At 63.4% G+C, this 12,099-nt stretch carries 10 protein-coding genes; 8 read left to right on the forward strand and 2 right to left on the reverse strand.

The window, feature by feature from the left end; translation table 11 throughout:
- Positions 1-54: 54 nt before the first annotated feature.
- Positions 55-864: a CRISPR-associated endonuclease Cas1 gene (locus CMV30_RS19190; protein WP_138223059.1), complete on the reverse strand. Its 810-nt coding sequence runs from the start codon at positions 862-864 to the stop codon at positions 55-57.
- A 299-nt stretch (positions 865-1,163) separates the two neighbouring features.
- Here CMV30_RS19190 and CMV30_RS00805 point away from each other — a divergent pair, with 299 nt between their 5' ends.
- The 8 genes from CMV30_RS00805 to CMV30_RS00845 all read left to right on the forward strand — a co-directional run bounded on the left by CMV30_RS00805 (position 1,164) and on the right by CMV30_RS00845 (position 10,751).
- Entirely contained in the window at positions 1,164-1,529 is a 366-nt protein-coding gene (locus tag CMV30_RS00805) for a DUF6172 family protein (RefSeq protein WP_096054259.1), read from the forward strand.
- Positions 1,530-1,744: 215 nt separating this feature from the next.
- The gene (locus CMV30_RS00810) at positions 1,745-2,473 is read left to right on the forward strand and encodes a DUF2293 domain-containing protein (protein ID WP_096054260.1); all 729 of its coding nucleotides are present in this window, start codon (positions 1,745-1,747) and stop codon (positions 2,471-2,473) included.
- 142 nt (positions 2,474-2,615) lie between these two features.
- Positions 2,616-4,067, forward strand: a complete 1,452-nt coding sequence (locus CMV30_RS00815; RefSeq protein ID WP_096054261.1) for a hypothetical protein — start codon at positions 2,616-2,618, stop codon at positions 4,065-4,067.
- A gap of 66 nt (positions 4,068-4,133) precedes the next feature.
- A complete protein-coding gene (locus CMV30_RS00820) occupies positions 4,134-4,880 on the forward strand; it encodes an alpha/beta hydrolase (protein WP_096054262.1) in 747 nt (248 codons plus the stop codon).
- A 144-nt stretch (positions 4,881-5,024) separates the two neighbouring features.
- Positions 5,025-6,005, forward strand: coding sequence for a hypothetical protein (locus CMV30_RS00825; RefSeq protein ID WP_096054263.1), 981 nt, complete (start codon positions 5,025-5,027; stop codon positions 6,003-6,005).
- A gap of 336 nt (positions 6,006-6,341) precedes the next feature.
- Positions 6,342-7,292 (forward strand): class II fructose-bisphosphate aldolase, encoded by a 951-nt coding sequence (locus tag CMV30_RS00830; RefSeq protein ID WP_096054264.1) that lies wholly within the window; start codon positions 6,342-6,344, stop codon positions 7,290-7,292.
- A gap of 378 nt (positions 7,293-7,670) precedes the next feature.
- Positions 7,671-8,903: a C1 family peptidase gene (locus CMV30_RS00835; RefSeq protein WP_096054265.1), complete on the forward strand. Its 1,233-nt coding sequence runs from the start codon at positions 7,671-7,673 to the stop codon at positions 8,901-8,903.
- A gap of 354 nt (positions 8,904-9,257) precedes the next feature.
- Entirely contained in the window at positions 9,258-10,751 is a 1,494-nt protein-coding gene (locus CMV30_RS00845) for a tetratricopeptide repeat protein (RefSeq protein WP_096054267.1), read from the forward strand.
- A 68-nt stretch (positions 10,752-10,819) separates the two neighbouring features.
- Here CMV30_RS00845 and dgt read toward each other — a convergent pair whose 3' ends face one another.
- Positions 10,820-12,091, reverse strand: a complete 1,272-nt coding sequence (gene dgt, locus CMV30_RS00850; protein WP_096057544.1) for a dGTP triphosphohydrolase — start codon at positions 12,089-12,091, stop codon at positions 10,820-10,822.
- Between the last annotated feature and the right edge of the window lie 8 nt (positions 12,092-12,099).

The following is a 12,099-nucleotide window of genomic DNA, read 5'->3' on the forward strand; positions in this document are numbered from 1 at the left end:
TCATCCTCCGCTGAAACACCAGCGCCCACCCAATCTAACAGTTGGTTCTCCTGCTCATCCGCGATTCTTCTTACTCCGCTCCGCCTCGACTCGCGCCAGCAACGCCCCCCACTGCGCCCCCTCCGGATCTTCCAGCTGCGGGAAAATCGTCTCCCTCCGCGTCCGCGTCGCATCGCTCTCGTTCCAAAACACCACCGTCCGCGTCACACTTCCCTCGATCTCCGTTCCCGACACCGCATCGATCACGTCGCCCGCCGAAAAATCCAGTGTCTGCACCGCCGCGCCAAACCCCGCGAAACGCCCCTCCAGCCGCTCGCTTAACTTCCGCACCACCTCCATCGCCGCCGACTCTCCCAGCTCCTTCAACAGCGCCGCATAAAACTCCGTCCGCAACGCCGCCCCCGCGTCCACATACTCAGGGATCTCCAGCCGCCCACGCCCATCCTCGCTCACTGCCGCCACCGCGATCTCCGCCTCATACGCATGACGCACCGCCTGCGTAGTGAGCGTCACTCCCGCCAGTGCCGCCCACTCCCGTTCGCTCAAAGATAGCTCCACCGACTCCCCCAGCGCCCGCAACTCGATCTCCTCCGCCAGCAACGCCGTCGCCCCCGCTCCGATCGAGGTCGCCTGCTTCAACACCTCCACTTTGCCCGTCCCACTCCGGGCTCCCACACCTGCGAGCGACTCCACCCCACACCTCGCCGACGAAAAATCCTCAGCCCTCAACCGGTTACCATTCCCCTGCGCCACATTCAAAGCAACCGCTCCACCCACCGCCGCCTCCCCACTCCGAAACGACCACGCCCCCACAATCGCGAGCAGCAAAAAAATCACACAGGGCAAAGTCCAGCGGGGCATCATGAGGGAATACCCCTAGCACCCACAATTCCCCACAAACGATCAACCGCCTTCCCCGCGTGGACACACTGAACCGCCCCTCCGCAAATCCCCTACACGTCGCACCACTCACTCCCCCTCCTGCGTCACTTTCCTATCCGCAATCCTTCCTCGCTGATTTTTTTGCGTCTTAGCGCCTTTGCGTGAGCCCCATTCCTTCCTCCGCCAAGTTCTCCAGTCCACTCTCTACTTTCCACCCTCTTCCGCTTCCTTCTCCGAAACCTCCTCGCTACTCCCCAAAACATCCGATTCCTTCCGCCCAAATGAAGAAATCCTTCCCCTTTCAAACTCCCGGCAAAGACGACGCCCGCGTCCTCGAAGCCATCAAAGGCGACATCCGCAAATACCTGAAACGCGAACGCCGCAAAAAATTCCCCGAAGGCCACGACCTCTGGGATTTCAACTGCAAGCTCGGCCCCGACCAGTCCACCGCCGAAGTCATCGCTCTCGCCGACCTCATCCCCGCGCTCGACAAACTCGCCGCCACCGAAGGCACCACCCATGCTTACGTCGAGATTCTCGCCTTCGCCAGCCACCGCCAGCCCAAGCGCGTCAACCCCTTCGACCAGCCCGAACCCGATTCCACCGCCGCGGAGCCTGCCGCCCCCGAAAATCCCCCCGCTGGCTAACTCCGCCCGAACGTCTCCGCTGTAGGGCGCGAGCTTGCTCGCGCCTCCGATCCCGGGAGCGCCGGCCTCTGGCCGGCATCTGCTGCGACCGCAGTCCACCCGTCACGATTTCATCCTCGCCCAAGCTCCTTCCTGAGCCCTTCCGTTTCCAGCCTTCCAGAGTTCCATATTCCTCCTGCGCCTTCGGCCCTACTCGCTACTTCCACCGCCCGCCCATGCCCGCCGAAACCCGCGAAGTCCGCCTCTGCCAAAAGCCCCGCCACGTCATCACCGCCGAAGGCCGCGTCCTTCTCGTTCCGGCCGATTGGGAACTCCTCCCACCCGGCGACGCCGCCCTCAGCCGCCGCCTCAAAGAAGCCGGCCCCACCTGGACCGTCCTCGAAATCAAAGGCCGCAAACGTTTCTCCCACGGCATCTGGGCTCCCGCCGCGACCATCACGACCCTCCGCGCCGAGCGACAACACGAACAGGCCGACCCCGCGTATCAGAAAAAACTCGACGCCAGCCGCCTCCGCCGCGCCCGCGAAGAACACACCTACGCCACCGACTTCCGCGCCGCCGTCCTCGCATTCCTCAACTTCCACCCCACCTACACCCGCGAAGCGGAAACACTCGCTACCCTCATCGCCGCGCACGCCACCCCCGTCGGCAGTGGCACCGTCGCCCGCACCGAACGCATCCCCCTCGAGCAACGCGCCGAGGCCGCCACCATCGCCTGGCTCCGCCACCAGACCACCGGCTATGACTCGATGACGATCGCCCGCGTCAAAGGCCTCCGCCGCGAAGTCCGCCAGCAACTCGCCCAACGCTCCCGCGACCTCCTCCTCCTCCGCTACCGCCAGGGCCACCCCATCGACCCCGCCCGCTGCCCGCTCGCCCAAGCCTTGAAGACCGCAACACCTCTGCCCGCCGCCCTCACGCCCGTACAGACATCCCTTTTCTAAGACGCCTAAACGCCTTCTGCGCATTCACGCCACCAGCATCCTCGCCTCTGGTTCGCCCGTGCCCGCACCACCGAATTCGGCGTGCCTTTCATTCCCCCTCCGGCACGCTCCCCGCTCTGCCAACACCCTGTTTCTCACGACGATGAAATCGCTACTCCTCGCAGCCTCCCTCCTTTCCGTCGCCACTTTCGCGCACGCCGCGCTCAACACCCGCACCGCCATTGTCGCCACCCAGGTCGTCGCCATCGACGGCACCGGCTGCGCCGAAATGATCTCTTGGACCGGTGGCGAACCACACGCCGCCATCGTCCTCTCGCAAGGCCCCGGCCTCGCCACCCCGCAAAAGAGCCTCGGCCCCATCGCCTACGAACCCATCACCATCGAGGCAGCGATGCCCTTCTCCCCCGCTCTCCAGACCGTCGTATCCGAAATGCTGAGCGGCGCTCAGACGAAGCGGACGCTCCTCCTCTCCAGCCTCGATGGCTCCGGCCAGCCCGTCGGCGAAAATCTACAGGCAAGCGGTGCCCTGCTCACCGAAATCCACTTCCCCGCACTCGATGCCTCCGCCCGCATACCCGTCCGCGTGAAACTCGTTTTCCAGGCCGATCACACGTCCGTCACCTCCGCAACCGCCTCGATTGCCTCCGCCGGCGGTACACGCAATAGCGACTCCACTGCCAACTTTTCCCTCACCCTTCCCGGATTGCCCGCCACCGGCGTATCCAAAATCGACGCCTTCACGATCCGCCGCGCCAGCATCACCGTCACCAGCGGCTCCACCACGCGCTACACCCCAGGCCCGCTCACCGTCCCCGACCTCACCGTCACTATCGGCGGTGCCGACATCACAGCTTGGCAGGCCTGGCGCGACAGCTTCTTCCCCAATCCCTCCACCCCGTCACCGCAGACACTTTCCGCCGTCCCCTACAAAAACGGCACCCTCCAACTCCTCTCTTCCGACCTGCACACCCCGCTCTTCACCCTCCAGCTTACCAAGCTCGGCCTCAAACGCCTCGCCCAGCCGCCCGTCGAAGCCTCCACCCTCCTCAAACTCCGCGCCGAACTCTTCTGCGAATCCATGAGCACTTGGACCGGCAACGGCCTCGCTCAACCCGCCACACCCGCGTCCCCCGCCGCCTTCACTCCCCAGCCCGTCCCCACCGCAACCCCTCCTCCCGCCACAAAGATCATCCCGCGCGAACTCGATCCCGCCCAAACGCTTTCCACCAAAACCATCGCCTCCGCCGAAACGTCCCCCGACGATAAAGGCGCCCGTGATCCCGCCGGCTTCCCCCGCCCTCCTTCCGTCACCCGCACGTCCTACTCCTCATCGCGCGAACCGGCATTGATCCGCGAATACGCCTACTACCACGCCGCCACCACCAAGGCCGCCGACCTCATCGCCTTCTACGAAAAAGCCCTCGAAGCCTCCGGGTGGAAGGAAACCGCCCGCAGCGAAGACAACAGCGGCCCCGCCAAAACCTATCGCATCACCAGCAACTGGACCCTGGAGAAGCGCACCGTTTCCCTCACCCTCGGCGATGTCGCCCCAGAAAAAACCGAGATCTACGTCAGCCTTCAGGAACGAAGATAAAACCCCGCCATCGCCGCAGCCCGGTCCCCGTCTCAGACAGCGCAACCAACACCGTATGCTGCTCCCATGAAAATCCTCTACGCCCTGCTCGCCCTCGTCGTCTTCGCGTACGGATTCCTCCTGCTCGACGTCTATTTCCGCCAGAGCACGATCCTCTACGCCGCAACGGCTGAAACACGCCCGACCACCACGCTGCGCTCCTGGACTTCCGGTGGCCAGACCCTCGGCTACGCCCGCGAAGTCCGCTCTCCCCGCACGCTCTGGCTCATGCTTCACGGCAACGCCGGCCAGGCCGAGCACCGCGATTACATTCTCCCGCTCCTCGACGCGACCGACTCCCTCTACGTCCTCGAATACCCCGGCTTCGGCCTCCGCCCCGGCAAACCCTCCCGCGAATCCCTCAACGCCGCCGCCCTCGAAGCCTACCGGCACCTGCGTACCCAAAATCCGGGCACACCCATCGCCGTCATCGGCGAATCCATCGGCTCCGGCCCCGCCTGCGAACTCGCCCTCGCCTCCGTCCCGCCCGACAAGATCGTCCTCCTCACCCCCTTCGACACCCTCGCCAACGCCGCCGCCGCCCGCTTCCGCCTGCTCCCCATCCGCCTCATGCTCCGCGACCGCTGGGATAACATCGCCGCACTCCGCGACTACCGCGGCCCCGTCGAGATCTACGCCGCGCTCGAAGACGACATCATCCCCTTCTCCCACGCCCAGGCCCTCGCCACCGCCCACCCCGGCGCTGTTCTCCACTCCCTTCTCGGCGGCCACAACAACTGGCCCCGCCACAACACCGTCCGCCTCACCCGCTGATCCGTAATTTCTCCGCGCCTTGGCGCCTTCGCGTGAGCCACGGTCGAAAACTCCGCGCTGCCCGACACTGATCTGTCGCCCGACGCGCACGTCCCGCACTCCGATGAAACTTTCCCAGCCACCAGCGCGTCATAGCTGCACAACGTGAACTCCCAGAAAAATCTCCTCATCGCCGCACTCGCCTTGATCACCGTCGCCACCGGTGTCTTCGCCTGGCAGCAACACCAGCGCGCCCAAATCACCGTCGCCACCGCCTCCGATCACGACGCCCTCCTCCAAAAACTCGCCGCCGCCGAACGCCACGCCGCCGACCTCGAAGCCCGCCTCGCCGCCCTCCAATCTGCCCCCGGTCCTGAAACCCCGCCCGCTCCTCCCACCGAAGCCGCCATCGTCGAACGCCGCAGCGGCCCCGACCGCGACCAAGGCCCCAACAACGCCCGCCGCGCCGAGATGATGGCCCTCATGAACAACCCCGAGGTCATCAAGCTCATGTCCGAACAGCAAAAGGCCGGCCTCGATAACCGCTACGCCGCCCTCTTCAAACAACTCAACCTCTCCCCCGCTCAGCTAGAGACCTTCAAAAACCTCCTCATCGAAAAACAAACCGCCATGCGCGACGTCGACATGGCCGCCCGCGAATCCGGACTCAACCCCCGTGAAAACCGCGACGAACTCCGCAAGCTCGTAGCCGAGGCCAACGCCGAGACCGACGCCGCCATCATCGCCGCCATCGGCCAGGATAAATTCTCACAGTATCAGAATTACAACGCCACCAGCCGCCAGCGCGACACCGTCGATCAACTCAACAACGTCATGAGCTACGCCGCCTCGCCCATGACCGACACCCAGAGCCAGGCCCTCGTTCAAATCCTCTCCCAAGGCTCCACCGCCGGCACCGGCAACAACAACAACGGCAATCCCCGCGGCAACTTCGTCATGGGCGGCGGCGGTAACTTCGGCGGCGGTGGCAACACCACCATCACCGACGCCATGATCACCCAAGCCCAGTCCGTCCTCTCCTCCGCTCAGCTCAAAGTCCTCCAGGATCAACAAGCCTCCCAGCAAAACGCCCAAAAACTCCGCGAGCTCATGCGCCCCCAATCTCAGGCCCGCCGCACCAACTAGCCCTTGTAGGCGGGGTGCCCTCACCTCGCGAGTACCTCCTCCGGAAATCCAGTCCCTCCCGTTAATCCTGTCCAAAAAATTCTGCCTTCTCCTCAAGCCGCGCCTCATCGCGCGGCTTTTTCATTTTCCTGTTTGTCCCACTCACTCCGCCCCCGCCCTACACCGTTCGCTCCGCATATCTTGCCCATCACCACTCATCCTCATCCCCACCGCTCCGTTATCTCCTCCGCTCATGCCCCTACTGATTGAATTTTCTTCATCCACCTGTCCGCGAATTAACCCTTGTCCGTGCTCCCGGCCGCTCGCTACGGTCCGCTTTCACAACCACACCCGCTTATGATCGTTACCACTGCGCAACTCTTCAAACACGCCTACGGCAAGTACGCCATCGGCGCCTACAACATCAATAACGCCGAGCAGGCGATGGGTCTCTTCAAGGGCGCCATCGACTCCAAAGCTCCGTTCATCATCCAGATTTCCAAGGGCGCGCGCAGCTACACCGACAAGCGCATGCTCGAGGCCATCATCCGCGCCGCCGGCGAAATTTTCCCCGAAGCCATCTACGCCGTCCACCTCGACCACGGCGACGAAGCCACCTGCTACGACTGTATCGACTCAGGCTTCTTCAGCTCCGTCATGATCGACGCCTCGCACGATCCCTTCGAGAAAAACGTCGAGATCACCAAACGCGTCGTCGAACGCGCTCACGCCAAAGGTCTCTCCGTCGAAGCCGAGCTCGGCATGTTGGGCGGCGTCGAAGAAGACATCAAAGTCGAAGACGGCCACGCCACCCTCACCGATCCCGCCGAAGCCGAAGAGTTCATCAAACTCACCGGTTGCGACTCCCTCGCCTGCGCCATCGGCACCTCCCACGGCGCCTTCAAGTTCAAGGGCAAGCAATCGCTCCACTTCGACGTCCTCGAAAAGATCAAGGCCCGCAAACCCGGCTTCCCGCTCGTCATGCACGGCTCCTCTTCGGTCCCGCAGGATGAAGTCGCCCGCATCAACGCAGCCGGCGGCACCATCAAAGATTCCGTCGGTGTCGATCCCGCCGAGTATCTCCCCGCCGCCAAACTCGGCGTCACCAAGATCAACATCGATACCGACGGCCGCCTCGTCTGGACCCGCGTCCACCGCGAGTTCTTCCGCGACAAACCCGCCGAGTTCGATTTCCGCCCACCCGGCAAGATCTTCATCGTCGAGTACGCGAAGTTCATCGCCAGCCGCAACGTCCTCCTCGGCTCCGCCGGCCAGCTCGACGACCTCCGCAAGAGCCTCGGCAAGTAAGTCCGTCATAGAGTGCGGTGCCCCGGCACCGCTTTATCAAGGCGAGCCTCGGCTCGCCTTTTTTGTACCCGCCTCCCAAGAGCGCCCTCACGACGGTATGCCGACCAACGATCTCACAAATGAACACGCCTTCAGTTTTCCCCATCCGTGCTCATCCGTGAAATCTGTGGTTAAAAATCCGTCCCCCCGAACCCCCAAAAACAATCGTTCGTTCATATCGCTCCGCCCCCATCGCACCTCCTGTCTCCCCGCACGTTAGCGCCTGCTTCACACCCTCCCGCACATCGCCTGCACCACCGCGATTCACACCGCCTTAACAGTCAGCGCATTGCGCCACCATTTCAGCCGCCACCACCCTCATGTGCACAACCTCCACGCATGAGCCCGGCCCGCACCCATCCCCTGATCCCCCTCGCCGTCATCGGCACCTTCGCCCTCTGCGCCATCGCCGTCTCCCTGCGTGCCCAGACTCCCGATACGCCCGCGCCAGCTCCGCTCGTCGCCGGCGCCACGCTCGACTCGATCACGGTCGGGCAGATCACCTACACCCAGGTCCGCATCCGCACCATCTCCGCCCAGACCGCGATGATCCAGCACGCCGGCGGCATCGCCTCCCTCCGCCTCCGCGACCTCTCCCCCGATCTCCAGCAACGCTTCGGCTACAACCCCGACGCAGCCGCCGCCGAGGCCGAAAAACAAAAAGCCGCAGCCGCAGCAGCCGCAAAACTCCGCCAGGAACAACTCGCCGCCCAGAAAAAAGCCAATGCCGTGCAGCTCGTAGCCCAGGCACGAGAATCTAAAAAAGAGAATACTTTGGACGTTCTGTTGCGCACCTTCGGCAGCGAGCCCGATATTCGGGCCGGCATCGACCTGCGTCCCCGTTACAATGAGCTCGGCCTGTGGATCAAAAATCAAGGGGCTCGCTCCAGTTGTGCGATTTTCGCAATCGTTAGTGCGCTGGAGCTGCAAGCAGCTGAGATTACAGGCCATCCTCAACGCTACTCCGAGGAGTATCTGCAATGGGCCACCCGAAAAACCCTGAACCGGCCTGCCTTCACGCCACAATCAGTGAAAGCCACTGTGGCTGGCGGAATCATTTCCGCGGAAGCACCACCGCCTGATGAAGGATTCAGGTTACTCGATGTCGTCACCGCTTTACGCGCGTACGGTATTCCCGAACGCGAGCGTGTGCCCTATCGCAGCTCCGATTTGATCGATGATCCCTCCGAAGAAATCATTCAGGAAGCACGCACGAAATTACAGGTGGCCTGCCATATTCTTCCAGGAAAGACCCAGCCGGATATACTCGCCAACATCATCCATGCACTGAACGCCGGCGTGCCGGTTCCAATTGGCATGTCTTGGCCCGTAGAAAATGCCGGTATCTATAAAACCGGCTATCTCGATAAACAACGCACCAATCAGGACGGAGGCCACGCAGTGACGATCGTAGGCTACAAATCAACGGGTGGACGGCTCGAAAACACCGTCTTCATTTTCAAAAACTCCTATGGCACACGCTGGGGTATCGATGGCTACGGAACGGCCACGTATGCCTTTCTGGAAGAAAATTTAAGCTACGGCGTTCTGCTCGACATTAGCGAAAAATGAACGGCCAGCGCCCGCGCATCGGCTTTTCTCTTCAAATGACCGTGAACCGTGGAACTTGGTCGGCAAACTTTGCTGACGTTTTCGATCAGCACGTCTGAATTTATGGATTCCGTCCACCGCGCTTCTTCGGGATAGATATCCCCATCAGCGTGCGCCCGACCTCTCCGCCCTCCTCAAGTCCCGCAGCCACCTCCCGTCTCTGGCTCCACTCCCCCCGCGCTCGATCTCCTCATCGGCTGCGGTGCCTGGTCGCTCCCGCTGCTCGCGCTGACGTTTTTCTTCCAGCGCGAACACGCACTCCCCGTCGCCTTCGCGTTCTCCCTCCTCGCGATCTTCTGCAACAACCCGCACTACATGGCGACGATCCACCGCGCCTACGGGACCGCCGGTGATTTCAAAAAGTACCGCTTCTTCACGATCTACGTCACCGTGCTCATGCTCACGCTCGTGCTGGTGCATGTCGTCCCCGCTCTCTTCCCTTGGGTCGTCACACTCTACCTCACCTGGAGCCCCTGGCACTACACCGGCCAGAACTTCGGCATCGCCCAGATGTTCGTCCGCCGCTCAGGCGCTCATCCCGATCCCGCCGCCCGCCAGTGGCTCTACACCTCCTACGTCGCCTCCTTCGCCGTCTGGTTCCTCACCCTCCACAGCATCGTCGAGAGCGACTCCTACTTCCTCAGCCTCCGCATCCCCGAAACGGTCGCCACCCCGCTCCGCCTCTTCTTCGCCCTCGTCTTCCTCGTCAGCGCCGCCGCCGCCTTCCTCCGCCTGCGAAAAACCCTCCGCGGCTCCGCCCTCCTCGCCCCGCTTCTCCTCACGCTCACGCAAGCCCTCTGGTTCGTCGCCCCGTCGCTGCTTTCCCGATACCAAGTCCTCGACCTCCCCGCCTCCTACTTCAGCGCCGGTGCCCTGGCCTTCATGCACTGCGCCCAATACCTCTGGATCACCAGCTTCTACGCCCGCCGCGAAACACCCTCCGCTCCCCACGCCGCCACCTCCGCACGCCCTTTCTCTTTCTGGCGCTACTACCTCGCCCTCATCGTCGGCGGCATCGCCCTCTTCATCCCCGGCCCCTGGCTCGCCAGCCGCGCGCTCGGCCACGACTTCGTCGAGAGCTTCCTCATCTTCATGGCGCTCGTGAACGTTCACCACTTCATCCTCGACGGTGCCATCTGGAAACTCCGCGACGGCCGCATCGCCCGCCTCCTCCTCGGCAAATCCACACCCGACGCCACCGACGAAGCCCTCGAGGGCCAGTCTCTCCGCCACCACCTCGGCTGGCTCTTCAGCGCATCACCCGCCGCCCGCGCCACCCGCTTCTCCCTCGCCGCCGCCATCCTCGCCATCAACCCGCGCAACGCCCCCGCCCAACACCTCCTCGGCCAGCTCATCTTCCAATCCGGCGACACCTCCGCCGCGCTCGCCCACTACGACCGCATGGCCGACTTCTCCGCCCCGATCTCTCCATCGCCACCAACCGCGGACTCCTCCAACTCGCCAAGGGCAACGCTTCCGCCGCCGCCGAGCGCCAGTACGCCCTCTTCGTCTCTCTCTTCGACGAAAACCCCGGCCCTCCCGCAGAGCGCGACGCCAGTCTCCCCCGCTACATCGCCGCCCAGCTCAAACTCGCCGCCTTCGCCGAAGCTCGCGCCGACCTCGCCACCGCCGAGTCCCGCTGCCAGCGCGCCGCCGACATCGCCGCCACGTATCGGTATTTCGCTGACGGCGCCATCGCCCTCAACCGCCTCGCCGACCTCCAGGAAAAAACCGACCGCCCCGTCGAAGCCCTCCGCACCCGCGCCGCCGCCCGCCAGGCCGCCGACCTCATTTCTCCGTAGGGCCTGACCTCGCTCAGGCCGGATCGAAACCGACTCCGACATCCGGTGCCCATCCGTGAAATCTGTGGTTAAATCTCAGCTCAAATCCCGGATGCTCCCAAACTCCGGGTCGAACAACCGCCGGTAAGTCCGCACGATCGTCCCGTCCGTCAGCCCTGCCAGCCAGTCGCAGATCCGCCGCGCCTTCCCCTCCGGCGTCGTCTCCGCCTCGATCAACTTCCCCACGCGCGGCGGCAAAATCCCAATCACGCGCTCGCCGCGTTCGACATAGTTTTCCCACGCCGCCTGCCAGAGATTCATCAACACCCGCCGCGCCTTGTACTCGATCTGCTGCAGCTGCGGACTCTCGAAAATAATATCGTTCGCCATCCGCTTGAAAAACTTCGCCTCACGCTCCGCCTCCGGTGCGACGACCAGCTCGTAGCGATAACGATTCGTCTTCGCCGACATGAAGTTTTCCCGCTCCCGCAACCGGCACGACGTGATGAACCAGCCCACCTTCGCCGCAAAAACCGATTCCAGCCGGTCCCCGCGGATCGCCGCCACCAGCGCCTGCAAATGCTGCTCTTGCTCCGCGTCGATCCCCTCCGCCGCCGCCCACGCCTCGATCCGGTCAATCGTCAGAAACCCCGCCTTCACCCCGTCCACGATATCATTGAGCGAGTACGCCGAGTCATCCGCCCAGTCCATGATCTGGCACTCCACCGCCTTGAATTTATTAAACGCCTTCCCCTCGTGCAGCGCCGCTGGGATCTCCGCGTTATCGAAAACGAAATCCCGATACCGCACCTGCGGATCGTAGAGAAAATGCTTCTCAGGCACCGCCGCGTACTCGCGGTACAGTTTCTTGTATTTCAACACGCCATCGAGCAGCGCCCGCGTCGGATGCATCCCGCGCACCGACGTTTCATTCTGATAAATTGTCTCCGTCAGCAGATGCAGCGTCTGCGCGTTCCCCTCGAACCCGCCATGCGCCTTCATCAGCTCCTGCAACGTCCGCTCCCCCGAGTGTCCAAACGGTGGATGCCCCAGATCGTGCGCCAGACACACCGCCTCCACCAGATCGCCATCGATGAAAAAATCATCCGCCAGCGGTCCGCCACGCGACTTCAGGAAATTGCAGATCGAGCGCCCGATCTGCGCCACTTCCATCGAGTGCGTCAGCCGCGTCCGGTAGAAATCGTACTCTCCGGAAAGAAACACCTGCGTCTTCGACTGCAGCTTCCGAAACGCGTGCGAATGAATGAGCCGGTCGCGATCGATCTGAAACGCGCTGCGGTAATCGGGCTTGCGGGCTCCATCGAGCGTCTGCGTGTCGAAGTCAGAGTAGAATCGGTTCGCCGTCATCGGAAAAT

This window comes from Nibricoccus aquaticus (assembly GCF_002310495.1).
Taxonomy (GTDB): Bacteria; Verrucomicrobiota; Verrucomicrobiia; order Opitutales; family Opitutaceae; genus Nibricoccus; species Nibricoccus aquaticus.